This window comes from Stenotrophomonas sp. Ste96, from assembly GCF_024519495.1.
Taxonomy (GTDB): Bacteria; Pseudomonadota; Gammaproteobacteria; order Xanthomonadales; family Xanthomonadaceae; genus Stenotrophomonas; species Stenotrophomonas bentonitica_A.
In genome coordinates this window covers 1,150,437-1,166,775 of the sequence record NZ_JALJRX010000001.1, presented here as the reverse complement: position 1 = coordinate 1,166,775, position 16,339 = coordinate 1,150,437, and the positions used below count along the sequence as shown (strand labels likewise).

The 16,339-nt window shown below is 67.3% G+C and carries 12 protein-coding genes; 7 read left to right on the top strand and 5 right to left on the bottom strand.

Annotated features, from left to right (window positions below; genetic code table 11):
- Positions 1 to 75 precede the first annotated feature (75 nt).
- Together rluD and pgeF are read left to right on the top strand one after the other, a co-directional pair.
- Positions 76 to 1,071, top strand: a complete 996-nt coding sequence (gene rluD, locus OC373_RS05310) for a 23S rRNA pseudouridine(1911/1915/1917) synthase RluD (RefSeq protein WP_019183947.1) — start codon at positions 76 to 78, stop codon at positions 1,069 to 1,071.
- Positions 1,071 to 1,850, top strand: a complete 780-nt coding sequence (gene pgeF / locus OC373_RS05305; RefSeq protein ID WP_070425788.1) for a peptidoglycan editing factor PgeF — start codon at positions 1,071 to 1,073, stop codon at positions 1,848 to 1,850. The genes rluD and pgeF overlap by 1 nt, the downstream gene beginning before the upstream one ends.
- Before the next feature lie 71 nt (positions 1,851 to 1,921).
- On the opposite strand, the gene otsA is transcribed toward pgeF, so the two are convergent.
- From otsA to OC373_RS05285, 4 genes are all read right to left on the bottom strand, one after another.
- The gene (otsA, locus tag OC373_RS05300; protein ID WP_019183949.1) at positions 1,922 to 3,286 is read right to left on the bottom strand and encodes an alpha,alpha-trehalose-phosphate synthase (UDP-forming); all 1,365 of its coding nucleotides are present in this window, start codon (positions 3,284 to 3,286) and stop codon (positions 1,922 to 1,924) included.
- Positions 3,283 to 5,064, bottom strand: coding sequence for a glycoside hydrolase family 15 protein (locus tag OC373_RS05295; RefSeq protein ID WP_261997202.1), 1,782 nt, complete (start codon positions 5,062 to 5,064; stop codon positions 3,283 to 3,285). Before OC373_RS05295 ends, otsA begins: the two co-directional genes overlap by 4 nt.
- 86 nt (positions 5,065 to 5,150) lie before the next feature.
- Complete coding sequence (otsB, locus tag OC373_RS05290; protein ID WP_261997336.1) at positions 5,151 to 5,909, bottom strand: trehalose-phosphatase; 759 nt, start codon at positions 5,907 to 5,909, stop codon at positions 5,151 to 5,153.
- 172 nt (positions 5,910 to 6,081) lie between these two features.
- The gene (locus OC373_RS05285) at positions 6,082 to 8,532 is read right to left on the bottom strand and encodes a TonB-dependent receptor (RefSeq protein WP_261997201.1); all 2,451 of its coding nucleotides are present in this window, start codon (positions 8,530 to 8,532) and stop codon (positions 6,082 to 6,084) included.
- A gap of 254 nt (positions 8,533 to 8,786) precedes the next feature.
- Here OC373_RS05285 and OC373_RS05280 point away from each other — a divergent pair, with 254 nt between their 5' ends.
- From OC373_RS05280 to OC373_RS05265, 4 genes are all read left to right on the top strand, one after another.
- A complete protein-coding gene (locus OC373_RS05280) occupies positions 8,787 to 9,269 on the top strand; it encodes a DUF3574 domain-containing protein (protein ID WP_261997200.1) in 483 nt (160 codons plus the stop codon).
- 35 nt (positions 9,270 to 9,304) lie between these two features.
- Positions 9,305 to 10,183, top strand: coding sequence for an SH3 domain-containing protein (locus tag OC373_RS05275; RefSeq protein ID WP_261997199.1), 879 nt, complete (start codon positions 9,305 to 9,307; stop codon positions 10,181 to 10,183).
- 249 nt (positions 10,184 to 10,432) lie between these two features.
- Positions 10,433 to 12,154 carry a thiamine pyrophosphate-dependent enzyme gene (locus OC373_RS05270; RefSeq protein WP_261997198.1) on the top strand — a complete coding sequence of 574 codons (1,722 nt, stop codon included), beginning with the start codon at positions 10,433 to 10,435 and terminating at the stop codon, positions 12,152 to 12,154.
- Positions 12,155 to 12,358: 204 nt separating this feature from the next.
- Positions 12,359 to 13,957, top strand: coding sequence for a membrane protein (locus OC373_RS05265; RefSeq protein ID WP_046273848.1), 1,599 nt, complete (start codon positions 12,359 to 12,361; stop codon positions 13,955 to 13,957).
- A gap of 160 nt (positions 13,958 to 14,117) precedes the next feature.
- Here the strand turns inward: OC373_RS05265 and OC373_RS05260 are convergent, their stop codons facing one another.
- The gene (locus OC373_RS05260) at positions 14,118 to 14,828 is read right to left on the bottom strand and encodes a glutathione S-transferase (RefSeq protein ID WP_261997197.1); all 711 of its coding nucleotides are present in this window, start codon (positions 14,826 to 14,828) and stop codon (positions 14,118 to 14,120) included.
- Between the two features lie 114 nt (positions 14,829 to 14,942).
- Between OC373_RS05260 and OC373_RS05255 the strand changes: the two genes are divergently transcribed.
- The gene (locus tag OC373_RS05255) at positions 14,943 to 16,259 is read left to right on the top strand and encodes a retropepsin-like aspartic protease (RefSeq protein WP_261997196.1); all 1,317 of its coding nucleotides are present in this window, start codon (positions 14,943 to 14,945) and stop codon (positions 16,257 to 16,259) included.
- The last annotated feature ends 80 nt before the right edge of the window (positions 16,260 to 16,339 follow it).

Genomic DNA, 16,339 nt, shown 5'->3' with positions numbered 1-16,339 from the left:
ATAGCCTAGTGGCCTGTCCCGCGACTGAAACTGGTCGGCCGGACCCCAAAATTGTCCCTATTGCGGTGTTCCCCCATGTCCGATACCCCTGCTGATTCCGATTCCCCCCGCCAGGCCATCGTGCCCGATACCGCCGCCGGCCGGCGTTTCGACGCGGTCCTGGCCGAGCTGTTCCCCGAATTCTCCCGGTCCAAGCTGACCGAGTGGATCAAGTCCGGGGACGTCCTGCTGGACGGCGACACCGTGCGCGGGCGCGACCCGGTGCGCGGCGGCGAGGTGGCCAGCCTGCATGTCGTGCTCGACACCCAGACCCATGCCGAGCCGGAGGACATCCCGCTGGAGGTCCTGTACGAGGACGAGCACGTGTTCGTGATCAACAAGCCGGTCGGCCTGGTGGTCCATCCCGGCGCGGGCAACCCGACCGGTACTCTGGTCAATGCGCTGCTGTTCCGCGATCCCTCGCTGTCGGTGCTACCGCGCGCGGGCATCGTGCACCGCCTGGACAAGGACACCAGCGGCGTGATGGTGATCGCCCGCACGATCCAGGCGCAGACCGCACTGGTGGAGCAGCTCTCCGCCCGTGAAGTGCACCGCCAGTACCTGGCCGTGGTGGTGGGTGCGCTGGTCTCCGGCGGCACCGCGACCGCCGGCATCGACCGCCACCCGCGCGACCGCATCCGCATGGCCGTGCGCGAAGACGGCAAGGAAGCGATCACGCACTACCGCCTGCGCGAGCGTTTCCGTGCGCACACCGCGCTGGAGTGCCGCCTGGAAACCGGCCGTACTCACCAGATCCGCGTGCACATGGCGCACCTGCGTCACCCGATCATCGGCGATCAGCTGTATGGCGGTGCGCTGAAGCTGCCCAAGGGCGCCAGCGATGAACTGGTCGCCGAGCTGCGCGGCTTCAAGCGCCAGGCGCTGCACGCTGAAACGCTGGAGTTCGTGCACCCGATCACCGGTGAGAAGATCACCAACAGCGCGCCGCCGCCGGCTGACATGCAGGCCCTGCTGCACGCCCTGCGCGAAGACAGCAAGCGCTTCGCCGAGCAGGAACGCAACCGCCGCTGATGGACGCCACCGTGCCCGTGCTGCGCGCCGACTGGCAGGCCCCGACCGGGGTCCATGCGCTGACCACCCTGCGTTTCGGCGCGGGCGGTTCGGTGGCGCCGTTCGACCAGTTCAACATGGGCAACCGGTACTCGGCCGATGGCGACGACCCGGCGCAGGTGCAGCGCAACCGTGACCTGCTGGTGCCCGGGCTGGGCCTGCCCTCGGCGCCGCATTGGCTGCGCCAGGTGCATGGCACCGGCGTGCGACGCTTCACCGCGCCGCCGACGGCCACGGGTGTGGAGGCTGAACCGACTGCCGATGCCGCCGTGACCTCGGTGCCGGGCGTGGTGCTGGCGATTCTCACCGCCGACTGCCTGCCGGTGGTGTTCGCCGCGCGCGATGGCGGTGAGATCGGCGCCGCCCATGCCGGGTGGCGCGGGCTGGCCGATGGGATGCTGGAGGCCACCGTGGCCGCCCTGCAGACCCCGCCCGCGCAGCTGCAGGCGTGGCTGGGGCCGGCCGCCGGGCCGGCGCTGTACGAGATCGGCGAGGACGTGTTCGAGGCCTTCGTGGAGCGCGACGAGCGCGCTGCGGCGGCATTCGTGGCGACACGGCCGGGGCACTGGAAGGTCGACCTGTACGCGTTGGCCCGCCGGCGCCTGCAGGCCGCCGGGCTGGACCCGGCCAGAATCAGTGGCGGGCAGTACTGCACGCTGGCCGATCCGCAGCGGTTCTACTCGCACCGGCGCGACCGCCGCACCGGGCGCATGGCGACCCTGGCGTGGATCGCGCCGTGACCGTCTGAACGATCGTGACGAGCCGGCCAGCGGCCGGCACTACCGTACGCGCGTCCCGTAGCCCGGCGACGTCACCCTTCCAGGGCTTGAAGATACGTCTGCCGCCAATGATTGATGTCGTAGGTGCGCAGGTGGTCCATCATCGCCTGCCAGCGCTCCACGCGCTTCTTCAGCGGCATCGTCGCGGCCGTGGCGATCGCATCGGCCACGCCATCGAGGTCATGTGGATTGACCAGCAGTGCCTGCTTGAGTTCATCGGCAGCGCCGGCCAGCAGTGACAGCACCAGTACGCCCGGATTCTCCGGATCCTGCGAGGCGACGTATTCCTTGGCGACCAGGTTCATGCCGTCGCGCAACGGGGTCACCAGGCCCACCGCCGCCGCCCGGTAGAAGCCGGTCAGGGTGGCATGGGTGAAGTTCTGGTTGACGTAGCGCAGCGGGGTCCAGTCCGGCGCGGCATGCCCGCCGTTGATGTGCCCGGCGATCTGTTCCAGCTGGCCGCGCAGCTGCCGGTACTCGGTGACATCGCCACGGGATACCGGGGCGATCTGCAGATACGTGAGCGAGCCATGCTGGTCCGGGTGGCGTTCCAGATAGCGCTCGAAGCCCTGGAAGCGTTCGGGCAGGCCCTTGGAGTAGTCCAGCCGGTCCACGCCGATCGCCAGCTGGCGATTGCGCAGGCTGCCGCGCAGGTCCTTGACCGCTGGCTTGTTCGCCCCGGCCTTGGCCTGCCGCGCGATGAACTCGGTATCGATGCCGATCGGGAAGGCCGCGGCGCGGAAGCGTCGGCCGCCGGGTGCTTCCAGCTCGCCATCGGGCAGCACCCGGCCGCCACCGAACAGGCGCACGTAGGACTGGAAACGGTCCGCATCGCGCTGGGTCTGGAAGCCGACCAGGTCATAGGCGTACAGGCTGGAGAACAACCGCAGGTGGTCGGGCATGGCCTGCAGCAGGTCCGCCGAGGGCATCGGCACATGCAGGAAGAAGCCGATCCGGCAGCCGATGCCACGCTCGCGCAGCAGCGAGGCGAGCGGGATCAGGTGGTAATCGTGGATCCAGACGATGTCGTCTTCGCGCAGCAGCGGGGCGAGCTTCTCGGCGAACAGCGCGTTGACCCGGCGGTACGTTTCGCGCGTCCCGCGGTCGTAGTCGACCAGGTCCAGCCGGAAGTGCAGCAATGGCCACAGCGTGCGATTGGCGAAGCCGTTGTAGTAGCCGTCCACATCGCGCTTGTTGAGGTCCATGGTGACGTAGCGGATGTCACCGTCCACCTGCTCATGCAGCGTGCCGCTGTTGTCGCGTACCGACTTGCCGCTCCAGCCGAACCACAGCCCGCCACGTTCCTTGAGCGCGGCGAGCAGGCCGACCGCCAGGCCGCCGGCGCGGGATTCACCGGGAACGGCGACCCGGTTGGACACGACGACCAGGCGGCTCATGATGCCTCCTGCCAGCTGCGCGACAGGCGCATGGCGGCGGTGATCAGGCCCACGTGCGAATAGGTCTGCGGGAAGTTGCCCCAGGCCTCGCCATTGTCGAAGGCCAGGTCTTCGGAGAGCAGGCCCAGGTGATTGCGGCGCTCCAGCAGCATCTCGAACATCTCGCGCGCTTCGTCCAGGCGACCGATCGCGGCAAGCGCATCGATGTACCAGAAGGTGCAGATGGTGAAGCTGGTTTCCGGTTCGCCGAAGTCATCCGGTGCCACGTAACGGTACAGCGCGTTGCCATGTTTGAGATCGCGGCCGATCGCCTCGACGGTGGCGACAAAGCGTGCGTCGGTGGCATCGATGAACCCGATGTCGGCCAGCAGCAGCAACGAGGCATCCAGGCGGTGGCCACCGAAGGTATCAGTGAAGTGCCCGAGCGCTTCGCTCCACGAGTCGCGCATGATCCGCGCATGGATGATGTCGGCTCGCTCGCGCCAGTAGGTGGCGCGGTCATCCAGCTTCAGCCGCACCGCGATCTTGCACAGGCGGTCGCAGGCGGCCCAGCACATCGCGCTGGTGTAGGTATGCACTTCGGTGCGGCCACGGAACTCCCACAGCCCGGCATCGGGCACGTCATGCAGGGTGAAGGCCTGCTCGCCGAGCGGCTCCAGCCGCGCGAAGGTGTGTGCATCGCCCGGGTCCTGCAGGCGGCGATCGAAGAACAGCTGCGTGGAGGCGAGCACCACGCTGCCATAGACATCGTGCTGGCGCTGCACCCAGGCCAGGTTGCCGCGACGCACCGGCCCCATGCCGCGGTAGCCGGACAGCGAGGGGACTTCGCTTTCTTCCAGCTTGGCCTCGAAGCTGATGCCGTACAGTGGCTGCAGGCTGCCATCGGCGGTGGCCAGGTTGAAGATGTAGCCCAGGAACTGCTCCATCGTGCGCGTGGCGCCGAGGCGGTTGAGCGTACGCACCACGAAGGCGGCATCGCGCAACCAGCAATAGCGGTAATCCCAGTTGCGGATGCTGCCGGGCGCTTCGGGAATGGAGGTCGTCATCGCGGCGATGATCGCGCCGCTGTCTTCGTACTGGCACAGTTTCAGGGTGATCGCGCTGCGGATCACCGCGTCCTGCCATTCCAGCGGGATGGACAGATAGCGCACCCATTCGCGCCAGTAGTCGCGCGTGCGCTGGAAGGACTCCTGTACGTAGCCGCTGAGCGAACGGTTGAGCGACTCGTCCACGCCCAGTACCAGGTGCACCGGGTGGTTGAGCACGAACGGCAGGCCGTCGCGCACGAAGCGCAGCGGCACATCCGTGGTCAGGCGCAGCACGTGGTCGGGCAGCACCCAGCGGATGTGGTTGCTGCCCCAGGTCGAATCGGGAACACGCGCGCCCCAGTCGGCTAGTGGCCGGGCGCGCACGATGATGCGCGGGTTGCCGGACAGCGGGCGGACCTGGCGGATCAGGCTGACCGGCCGGTAGAAGCGGTCGTTCTGGCGCCAGCGCGGCGCGAAATCGATGATTTCCAGCGCGCCGCCATGCTTGTCGCGCAGCACGGTGCGCAGGATGGCGGTGTTGGTCAGGTAGCTCTGTTCGCTCTCGACCATGTCCTCCAGCTCGATGCCGAAGTCACCGCCCTGTTGTTGATGGGGGCCAAGCAGGGCGCAGAAGGTGGGGTCGCCGTCGAAGGTCGGCAGGCAGCTCCAGACGACGCGCGCGTGCTTGTCGATCAGCGCGCCGAAGCTGCCATTGCCGACCACGCCCAGATTCAGATCGGGTTCGCTCATGATGCAGGAAGTCTCGTGTCATGCCGCGGCGGCACACCGGTGGGGGAGACCTGCGCGCGGCGTCAGGGGGCCTTGGGGTCAAGGCATCAGTAGGCATTCTCGCGAAGCCAGGCGTGGACGCTGCGTATCGTCGGCAGCGAGAACACCGCATCGCTCGGCTCGCGCGCACCGACCAGCACGCTCCAGCCATGCAGATCATTGGCTGCGCCGAAGCCGAATTCATCGGTGAGGTCATCGCCGACGAACACCGGCATGCGATCACGGAACGGCGGCTGCAGCATCAGCTGCCGCATCGCACGCCCCTTGTCGCTGCCTTCAGGCAGGAATTCGATCACATGGTCGCCGGGCTGCAGCCGGTAGCCGCCATGCCCGCGGATATGCCGTTCGGCAAACGCACGCACGTCATTGGCGGCATGCGGAGCACCACGCCAATGCAGGGCCAGGCTGCGGCCCTTGTCTTCAACGAGCACGCCGGGATAGCCATGCGCGAACCGCATCGCCTGCTGGTGCAGGGCGTGCAGCCACTCACTGGTATCGGCGGAGGGATGGCTGCTCTGCGCGCGCTGCTCGTGGTTGCGCAGCTCATGGCCATGCAGGCCGGCGGCGGGCAGGCTCAGGGGAGCGAAGAGTTTGTCCAGCTGGGCCAGCGGCCGGCCGCTGATCAGCGCGACCGCGCCATCCAGGCGGTCGCTGATGCGCCCGATCGCTTCACGCACATCCGGCAGCAGCGCGACCGACTCGGGGTCGTCCGCGAATTCGATAAGGGTGCCATCCACGTCCAGGAACAGCGCACAGGCATCGTCCAGCAGCGGCGGCGGCGGACGTTGGGGGAAGTCGTTGGCCATGGTGACCAACATGCCAGCGTGGATGTGATTGCCAGGTCATGGCATCACCCCATGCCGCCTCCCCGTTCACCACCGGTAGAGCCGGTTGGTCGGCTGCAGCAACCCGGTAGAGCCGACCGTCGGTCGGCTGCACCAAACCCGGTAGAGCCGACCGTTGGTCGGCTGCACCCCGTCAGAACGTATACCGCACGCGCCCGTAGTAATACGCACCATTGCTACCGATCGGTGACAGCACGTCATACGGCAGGTTGCCGAAGTAGTAGATATCGTCGTTGGACAGATCCGAGTAGTTGTCGGTCAGGTTCTGCCCGCCCAGCGCCACGCTCCACTGCGGGGTGATCTTGTATTCCACCTCGGCATCCAGCTGCCACTCGGCCCCGTAGGTCTGGCGCGGAATATAGCCATCACCGAAGTTGAACACGCGGGTGACGCTGCCATAGCGGCTCAGGCGGCTGCTCAGCGACCAGCGATCATCGGCCCAGCTGGCGGCCAGCGCGGCGCGGGTGCGCGGGGTCGCATCGGTCAGCGTATTGGTCTCTTCCACGCCGAACAGCACGTAGTCCGGATCCAGCGCGAGCAGGCCCGGCGGGGTGGCGAGCACGTTCTTCAGCGTGGTCTTGGTGTAGGCGTAGGTGCCGGTCAGCACCAGCTCGCCATCGCCCAGCGACTGCCGCCAGTTGCTCACCAGTTCCGCGCCGCGGGTGCGGGTATCGGCGGCGTTGACGAAGAAGCTGGCGCTCTGCAGGCCGGCCACGCCGAACTGCTGCTGCACGTAGTCGGTCAGCGCATCACCGGTGATGCTTTCCGACAGTGCGATGCGGTCATCGATGTCGATCTGGAAGAAGTCCAGCGAGACATCGAAGTGCTCGCCGATACGGCTGGTGAAACCCAGGCTGGTGTTGAGCGACTTCTCCGGCTTCAGGTCGGTGGCGCCCAGGCCACGCGCGATCGGATTGTTCACCGACAGCACGCGGCCCTGCACCAGCTGGCCGGCCGCGTTGTAGCCGGTGGACGTGGATTCGTAGCCGATCTGCGCCAGCGACGGGGCACGGAAGTTGTTTGAGATCGCACCGCGCAGCGCGAAGGCCGGCGTGAATTCGTAGCGCAGGCCCAGCTTGCCGGTGAGCTCGCCACCGAAATCATCGCTGTGCTCGTAGCGTGCGGCCAGATCGCTTGAGAAATGCTCACCGAACTGGCTGGACAGGCTGGCGTAGGCGCTGGCGACATCGCGCGAGAGCGAGGTCGCATCCTGCGGGGTCAGGCCACCACCGGCCTGCGAGCCGGTCGGGCGATCCGTGAACGAACCCGCGGCATAGCTGGTCGGATCGCCCGGGCGGGTCTGGTAATGGTCGCGGCGCGCTTCCAGGCCCAGGCCAAGGCTGTGGGTGATGCTCTCGCCCTGCGAGAACACACGGCCGAGGTCGACGTTCGCGACCGTCAGCTCATTGCGGTAATCACCGGTCTTGAACCGGGTCGGGCTGGTCGGGCCCAGCGAGGCGTTGAGCGAGTTGCGCAGGCGGTAAGTGAACGTGTTGATGCCGTAATCCAGGCTCGCATCGTAGTTCCACTCGCCCCACTGGCCCTTCGCGCCGGCCACGGCCTGTACGTCGCGGTTTTCGCCCTCGGAGATCGGACGGTAGCCGTTCGTGTAGACCTGCGCCCAGTTGGCGTCGCTGTCCGGGTAGCGGAAGTAGTTCGCGCCTTCGCTGTCGCGCTGGTTGAAGGTGGCGAAGCTGTAGAACGTGGAGGTTTCACCGAACGGCAGCTGCGCGTTGTACCAGGCGTTCAGGTCCTTGGTCTTGCCATCGCCGAGCACGTAGTTGCGCTTGCCCTGCAGGGCAAGGTTGGTCGGGGTCTGGTCCCACGGCGGGATCTGGTCGAAGCCGGCGCGATTGGTGCCTTCGTGATTTTTCAGCTCCAGGCCCACGCGCAGGAAGCCGCCCTCATCACCCAGCCGGGTGCCGACCTTGGCACTGGCGTAGCTGGTCTGGCCGTCGGTGAGGGTGCGGTCGATCGGCTTGAGGTCGGTGTGGTTGGCGCCGAAGCTCGCTTCGAATGCGCCGCCTTCCGGCGCGTCATCCAGGATCACGTTGATCACGCCGGCCACCGCATCGGAGCCGTACAGCGCACCGGCGCCATCGCGCAGCACTTCGATGCGCTTGATCGCGCTGACCGGGATGGCGTTGAAATCGACCGGGGTGGTGCCCTTGCCGATCTTGCTGTCGGTGTTGACCAGGGCGCTGCTGTGGCGGCGCTTGCCGTTGACCAGCACCAGCACCTGATCGGGCGAGAGGCCGCGCAGCTGGGCGGCCCGGATGTGGTCGGCACCGCCGGAGTTGGACTGGCGCGGGAAGTTGAACGAGGGCAGCAGCGCCTGCAGGGCGCTGCCCAGCTCGCCATTGACCACGCCGGCCTTGCGAATGTCCTCGGCGGTGAGCACATCCACCGGCGAGGTGGATTCCAGCACGGCCCGGTCAACGGCACGGGTGCCGGTGACGATCACGGTGTCCAGCGTTTTGGCGGTGTTCGGCGCGTCCTGCGCAAGTACGTCCTGGGCCAGCAGGGGGGAGGAAAGGACGAGCGCGATGGCAAGGCCAAGGCGCGACGCGGACGGACGGGACATGCGGACTCCAGCGGGACGACGAGGGGGAGGGAGGGGCGGGGGAGGGGTGGTGGAAGGAGCCGGCATCGCCGATCCAAGGTCGGCACTACCAATCCATCCGGATGAAGCGATATATTATCTTCGCGTGATGTCCCTGTGTGACGCAAGTCCCATCGGGGTGGTTATCAGCAGATAGCGATTGGCGATCTGCGCCGGACCGGGATGTCCGGCACGCTCCTTCCCCCTGCCTGTCCCCGAGTTCCGGAGAGTTGTCCATGTCGTTCCGCGCCATCCTGATTGCCCTGGTCCTGGCCACCAGCGGCTGTGCCACCGCCGCCCCGGCCGCCAAATCCACCCCGCCAGCCGCCGCCACGGCGACCCTGCAGGGCGACGCCGCGCGCCCGGACGCTGCGGCCGGCTGGGTCCGCAGCGAGCTCTATTTCGGCGTAGGCGAAGAAACCGGCGTGGCCGACCGCCCGCAGACCGAGGGCATCAGTGAAGCGCAGTGGCGCGCCTTCCTCGACAAGGAAGTCACCCCGCGCTTCCCGGACGGCCTGACCGTGTTCGATGCCTACGGCCAGTGGCTGTTCCGTGGCGCCGCCGAGCCGAACCGCCTGCGCACCAAGGTGCTGGTGGTGCTGCACGAGAACACCCCGCAGCGCCGCGCCGACATCGAGGCGATCCGCCTGGCGTGGAAGCAGGCCACTGGCCACCAGTCGGTGCTGTGGGCGCAGCAGGCGGTTGAAGTATCGTTCTGAACCAGGGCGCCCGCGTGGCGCGGCAGGAAATGGGTATGAAACGGAATGGTTGGCTGCGCTATGCGCAGCTGTGTGGCCTGATGCTACCGGCGTGCGTGCCGGTGGCTGCGCATGGTGCGGAGCCCGATACCGCGCTGCGCATCACCTTCGCACCAGGTCAGGCTGCCACCGTGCAGATTCAGCCCGATCAGAGCATTGCCGTGCTGTTCAATTCTTCGGGGAAACGCCAGACGATCCCTCGGCTCGAGATTGTGAACGAAGATTCCGCACCGCGTCTGAGGGCCGAGGATGTCGATTTCGATGGGCACCCCGAATTGGTCGTCAGTGGGCCAGTGGGCATGGTCAACGAAGCGGTGGCGGTGTATCGCTACAATCCTGGACAGGAGAAGCTGGTGGCGCTGGAACCGGCCTCGCATCAACGTTCGCGTTGCGGCGGGCTGATGGGCCTGGATGTGGACGCCGCCAACCGCACCTTGAGCAGCAGCTGTCGCAGCGGCTCGATGTGGTACGTGGACTTGTACCGTTACCACGACGGACGGCTGTATCTGTACCGCGCCGAGCGCGCGCTGATGCTGGGCGACGCACTGGAGGCGACGATCTTCGTCAAGCAGACTGCCGAGAGTGGCCCGATGGCGGTCTGGAGCACGTTTGATCCTGCCGGCAAGGTGCTGGAAACGGCCATCTCCGACGGGCTGGTGGCCCCACGCAGTGACCGGCGGCTGCTGGCCTTCAGTGGCCAGGTGGTGCCGGCACGGCTGCCGTTGTATGCCCGGCCCGGCGACACCGCCACCCGCCGCTATCTGGTGCGCGATGACCGGGTGGAACTGCTGGATGAAATCGACGGCTGGGTGAAGGTGCGCTACGCCAACCCGACCCAGGGCGACATTCTCGGCTGGGTAAACGCGAATCCCTGAGCGCTTATCGGTCTGACCTGCACTGGATGCACGGCCCGTGGGGATCGCCGGCCGCCAACAAGAGAATGAGGCGCAACTCGATGTTGCCTCTTACGAAGAAAGGGAGCGGCTGCACGGTGGCGCAGCGCGGTTGCTTGCGCCTGAAAGCCATTGAAAGGGCCCGTCAATGTGAGGGATTCAGGCCCGCGCCTACAGGACGATCACCTCTGGATGGCTACGCTGCAGCCCCCCGTCCAAAGGCTGTTTCCCATGAGCAAGCGCGTTGCCGAGATCGTGGTTGAGACCCTCCAGGCCGCCGGTGTCCGTCACTGTTACGGCATCGTCGGCGATACCCTCAACTACGTCACCGATGCCATCCATCACAGCGAGATCGAGTGGGTACACATGCGGCATGAGGAAGTGGCTGCGTTTGCCGCCGGTGCCGAGTCGCTGATCAGCGGGCAGCTCACCGCCTGCGCCGGCTCGTGTGGCCCGGGCGGGCTGCATTTCATCAACGGCGTGTTCGAGACCAACCGCAACCGCGCGCCGATGGTGCTGATCGCCAGCCAGGTGGTCACCGCCGAGCTGGGCATGGAGTTCCCGCAGGAAGTCGATTTCAAGGCGGTGTACGGCAGCTGCAGCGTGTTCTGCGAGCAGGTGCAGAGCGCCGAGCAGGCGCGCCGCGTGGTGACGTTGGCGTGCCAGGCGGCGATCAGCCGCCGCGGGGTGGCGGTGGTGATCCTGCCGGCCGACATCAGCGAAGCGGAGGTCAAGCACGATATGCCATTCTCGGTGCATCACACCCAGCCGGTGCTGCGCCCGTCGGACGATGAACTGCAGCGCATCGCCGCGCTGATCGGCGAGGGCAAGCGCATCGGCATCTACGCAGGTGCGGGCTGCGAACATGCGCATGATGCCCTGGTCGCGCTGGGTGCCCGGCTCAAGGCACCGATCGCGCATACCTCGCGCGCGAAGGACTTCGTGGAGTACGACAACCCGTACAACATGGGCATGACTGGCATCTTCGGCATCGAGTCCGGGTATCACACGCTGATGGCCTGCGACACGCTGCTGCTGCTCGGCGCGGATTTCGCGTGGGGCCAGTACTACCCGGACAAGGCCACGCTGATCCAGGTGGACCGCGATGGCAGCCATCTGGGCCGCCGGCATCCGGTGAATCTGGGCGTGGTAGGGGATATCGGCCCGACCCTGGAAGCACTGCTGCCACTGCTGCCCGAACGCGAGGACCGCAGCTTCCTGGATGAGTGCATGGAGCACCGCGAGAAGGCGCTGGCCACGCGCGCTAAGGAAGAGCAGCCGGGCGAGGGCGAGCTGATCCACCCGCAGCATCTCACCGCCCTGATCGACCGCCACGCTGCCGACGACGCGCTTTTTACCGCAGATGGCGGCTCGCCGATGGTCTGGATCCTGCGCCATATCCGCGTCAATGGGCGCCGCCGCACGCTGACCAGCCTGCTGCACGGCACGATGGCCAATGCGATGCCGCAGGCGCTGGGCCTGCAGAAGGCCTACCCGGGCCGCCAGGTAATTTCGCTCTCCGGCGACGGTGGCCTGGCGATGCTGCTGGGCGACCTGCTCACCGCCGTGCAGGAGAACCTGCCGATCAAGGTGGTGGTCTACAACAACAGCTCGCTGAATTTCGTCGAGCTGGAGCAGAAGGTCGAAGGCCTGCTGGACAACTACACCGACCTGAAGAACCCCGACTTCGGCCGCCTGGCCGAGGTGATCGGGTTCTACGGCCGCACCGTGACCCGCTCGGAGGACCTGGAGCAGGCGGTGAAGGATTTCCTGGCGCACCCTGGCCCGGCGCTGCTGGACGTGCACACCAGCCCGACCGAGCTGGTGATGCCGCCGCAGGTGGAAGCCAAGCAGGTGGCCGGTACTGCCCTGTACGCGGCCAAGGCGCTGCTGAGCGGGCGGGTCGGGGATGTACGGGACCTGCTGGCGAACAACTTCCTCAACAAGCCCTGATCCCCGCGCTCCGGTAGTGCCGGCCGCTGGCCGGCTCCCGCCATTGCCCGACGCATTCTGAAGGAGCCGGCCAGCGGCCGGCTCTGCCCGGAGGCAATCGCGTATGCGATGACCCATACATCCCGGCGTTCCATCGGTGTGCCTGTTACTGGGGGCGGCGAGGCCCTACCATCGGCTACCCCCTCCCCATGGCCGCCCCCGCGCATGTCCGCCTCCGCTCCCGTCCCCACCGGACGCCCCCGCTGGTTCGTCGCCGGCGATCTCAACGGTTTCTTCGGCCTGGTGGTCGACAACCTGTCCATCCTCGGCTTCATCGCGATGGCCCTGGTCGGCATTTTCCAGTTCCCCGCGGATGTGGTGTTCGGCCGCATGTTCCCGGGTACCGCCTTCGGCGTGCTGGTTGGCAACGTGCTCTACACCTGGATGGCGCGCCGGCTGGCCGCGCGCACCGGTCGCGATGATGTCACCGCGATGCCGCTTGGCCTGGACGCGCCGACCAGCATCGGCATGGCGCTGCTGGTGCTCGGCCCGGCCTTCCTCGCCTTCAAGGGCCAGGGCCTGGCCCCGCACGATGCGGCCATCGCCACCTGGCAGCTGGGCATGGCCTCGCTGGTGATTATGGGCGTGCTCAAGGTGATCCTGTCGTTCTTTGGCGAGGCGGTGACCCGCGCGCTGCCGCGCGCCTCGCTGCTCGGCTCGATCGCCGGCATCGCGATCGTGCTGATGGGCTTCCTGCCGCTGCTGGAAACGCTGCGCTCGCCGGTCGTCGGCTTCGTCACCCTCGGCCTGCTGCTGTACGTGCTGATCGCCAAGCGCAAACTGCCGATCCGCGCGCCCGGCGTGCTGGTCGCCTTCGTGTTCGGCACGATCCTGTACTACGGACTCGGCCTGGCCGGCCTGGGTGCGCCGGGCTTCAAGGTGCCTGAGTGGGTACCGCCGCAGGTGGTGCTGCCCTGGCCGACACTGGGGTTCATCGATGGCCTGCCGACCGCGATCACCTACCTGCCGCTGCTGCTGCCGTTCGGCCTGCTGATGGTGGTCGGTGGCATCAACGTTTCCGAAAGCGCGCGTGCGGCCGGTGATGATTACCGCACCCGCGACATCCTGCTGGTGGAGGCCGTCGCCACGCTGGTGGCCGGGTTCTGCGGCGGCGTCGCGCAGACCACGCCGTACATCGGCCAGCCGGCCTACAAGCACATGGGCGCGCGCAGCGGTTACACGCTGCTGACCGGCCTGTTCGTGGGCATCGGCGGCATGCTGGGGGTGATTTCCGGGCTGGTGCAGTGGCTGCCGCTGGCCGTGCTGGCGCCGATCATCGTGTACGTGGCGATCGACATCACCACCCAGGCCTTCCAGGCCACGCCGCGCGAGCACGCCGGCGCGATGGTGCTCGGTTTCCTGCCTTCGGTGGCCTATCTGCTGGCGATCAAGGCCCCGGGCTGGATAGCCCCGGAACAGCTCGCGGCGATGACCACTACGCTGGACGGGCATGGCCTGCCGGAGCTGGCGGTGATCTTCACCCTGGGCAACGGCTTCATCATCACCTCGATGCTATGGATCGCGGCGGTGGTGGCGATGATCGATGGGAAGCTGCTGCGCGCCTCCGGGTTCCTGCTGGTGGCGGCGGTGCTGACCCTGTTCGGCCTGATCCACTCGGTGGATCCGCGCGGTGGCATCTATCTGCCGTGGCAGCTGGAGGGCCTGCCGAAGATCATCAGCTGGCAGTTCACCGGCGCGTACGTGGCGCTGGCCGGATTGCTGGCGCTGTTGTCGCTGCAGAAGCAGCCTTCGGAACGCGCGTAGCGCTCTCGTAGTGCCGGCCGCTGGCCGGCTCGTTTCATTGTGCTCACGACCAACGGTCGTGAGCTACCGAATGGGGCAGGTCTGCTGGGGAGCCGGCCAGCGGCCGGCACTACCTGCTCACGACCAGCGGTCGTGAGCTACCGCTGCACGCCCCTCGGCATCATTGCTCGCCATCCAGCTCCGGGTAATGCCGGAAGATGCCGTTGGTGTTGAACGCCAGGCGTCGTTCCGAGGCGAGATAGGCGGCGATGTTGGGCCGGGCTTCCACCCGGTCCTTCAGGGCGCGCAGCTGCGGCAGCGTCGGCCAAAGCGCCTGCATGCGGCGCGGGAACATGTACTCCAGCCCGCTCAGCAGCTGGAACAGCGACAGATCGACATAGGAGTGCTCGCGCAGCGGATGACGCCCACCGTTGTGCTTGAGCACGTTTTCGAAGTAACCGAGGAACTTGGGCATGCGCTCGCCGCGCATCGACGCCGCGCGCGCCTTGGCTTCGTGTTTCTGGTCGTCGTAGTACTTCGAGGCCGCGATCGGGTGGTGGGTGTCATGCACCTCGGCCACCAGATCGGCGATAGTCAGCTGCAACTGCAGGGCCTGCTGCCGCCGTGAACTGGCATCGGGCACCAGGCCGAGCTCCGGTCCCAGATGATCCAGGATCGCGCCGACCTGGGCGATCACCTGCCGGCCGGTGCGCAGGAATGGTGGGGCAAACGGCTGCAGGCCCTCGACCTTGCCGTCCAGATACGGCTGCATCACGGCATCGCCGTGGACCCGCGCCATGTCCGTGTAGCCCGCGCCCGCATCCTCCAGCGCCAGCCGCACGAACTCGCCGCGGCCCTGGATGCCGGTCCAGTAATACAGTTCGTAATGCATGCAGCCACTCCGTGCGGAACCGGTGGCCAGCATGGCCCGCGCAGCCGAAAGCAGGCGTGAGCGCAGCGTGGTTCCCGTGCTAGGGTCGAGCGGGGATGTCGATGGGAGCAGGCGATGCGGATGTGGGCGATGGGCGTGTGCGTGGCGATGTTGCCGGCTGCCGTAGCGGCCGACCCGGTGGCCCTGCACGATGGCTTCGGCTACAGCGATGCAGTGCTGCGTGCGGAACTGACGACGCTGCGCGAGATGAGCGGGGTATCCGGTGCACGCCGGCACCTGGGTGCGGCAGGCTATCACCGCGTCCGTGGTGAGCTGGCCGCCTCCAATCGGGCTGCACGCCAGTGCCTGGACGAAACCCGTGATGCGCCGCCTGCGCTGCAGGGGCTGGCCTTCCTGTGTGAATCCACCTTGGCCGGCAATGCGCTGATCGAGGGCGATATCGCTGGATGGGCGAGCCTGATGCTGCGCGTGCGCGAGGACTACCAGCGCACCATCGTGACGATGCTCAAGCCCGGCGACGAAGTGCCCGATGTCACCCGCCCGGCATTCGCGGCGTTCACCGCCTGGCCGCGCAGTGCGCCGCCCGTTGCCGAGCGCGAGCAGGAGGTGGCGGTGCCGATCCAGTTCAGCAACGAGCTGCCCTCGGTCACGCTTACCCTGCACGGCACGCGCGACGGCCATCCCGTCAGCCAGGAGGCGGCCTTCATCGTCGATACCGGCGCCCCGCGTTCGCACATCACGCGCGCGCTGGCCAAATCGCTGGGCCTGACGGTGACCGAAAACTTCGTGGTCTCACGCATCATCGACGGCGACATCCAGCAGGCGGGGCTGGCTGCACCGATCGATATCGAGCTGGGCGGGCAGCGGGTGCGCGATGTCTCGTTCAACAGCGAAGCCACGCGCGAGCTCAACCTGATCGGCCTGGATGTGCTGCGCGCGCTGGGACGGATCCGCCTTTCCCGTGACACGCTGACCCTGCTCGGGACGCAGACTCCAGCCGCCTGCACACGGCGGATGGTGTTCACCTCTTCGTTGTGGGGGCCGTTCCAGCAGGCCCGCTACCCGATCCGCGGTCGCGAAAACATGCTCATGCTGGTCGACACCGGCTTCAATGGGGCATTCCAGATGCGTGGTGCGCCACGCTCGTCGGTGCCGGCCGCCGCAATCCAGCGCAAGAATGTCATCACCACGCGCGGCGCGGAGGACATCGAGTACGCGCCGGCCAGCACGCCATTGCAGGTGGCCGATACCTTGGCGAACATTCCGGTGGATATCGCCTTCCAGTTGCCGGATCTGTTTCCCTCGTCGTGGCGGGTCGGCTACGGCGTCACCGGCGGCTACGACGTGGCCCTGGACCTGCCGGCCGGCATCGGCTGCCTGGTGCCATTGCCGCCCGAACCGCCCCTGCTGGGCCGCCCGCCAGGGGCCTGACGAAGCCTGAATCGGCATCTCATCCACCCTTGAAACACGCCCCCGTAACCGCATCTCAGGGACAGTGCTGGCACGGCCAG